The organism is Thiospirillum jenense (assembly GCF_014145225.1).
Classification (GTDB): domain Bacteria; phylum Pseudomonadota; class Gammaproteobacteria; order Chromatiales; family Chromatiaceae; genus Thiospirillum; species Thiospirillum jenense.
The window spans coordinates 1-549 of record NZ_JABVCQ010000107.1; the positions used below are offsets into that span (position 1 = coordinate 1).

Below are 549 nucleotides of genomic sequence, written 5' to 3' on the forward strand. Positions count from 1 at the left end.
GTATTGGGTGTAATCCATTAACGATTGCAATTCCTTAACGGTTGGCAAACGCCAATCAGTATGACCGCCAAGTGTTGAGGTATTAGCGGCGGTTAATGCGTCACTCCACGTTGCATTTTCTAATACCGTGCCGGTTGTACAGTCACTCCCGCTTAAACCAATTGCGCACTTTGCCCACATTAAGCCGGTATTGGATTGCGTGACAGTTTCATCGCCATTATCAACAAAAACGTCTAATGACTGTGTGCCACTGACAAGGCGCACTGGGTGCGGATTGCTGCGGTCATGGCCAAAAGAATTGCCATTGCTGCCAAAATCTACATACCAGGCGTCGGCGGCATCGTTGGCATAAACGGAACTACTCCAATACCAATTACCGGTAGCGATATTGGGGAAATAATTTAGATCAATTGACGGCGCGGTGCGCCCGTAATCCACAATTCCAAGCAGTTCTTTAACGGTTGGTACTCGCCAAGTATTCGAGCCACACAATCCGCTGCTATTAACTGTATTAGCAAAAGTGGCGGCTTGGGCGAAGTCATAAGTATG

At 47.7% G+C, this 549-nt stretch carries 1 protein-coding gene; it reads right to left on the reverse strand.

Annotated elements, in window-relative coordinates:
- Positions 1 to 549, reverse strand: a 549-nt coding sequence (locus tag HUK38_RS14730) for an Lcl C-terminal domain-containing protein (RefSeq protein ID WP_182585060.1), incomplete at both ends; no start/stop codon positions are given.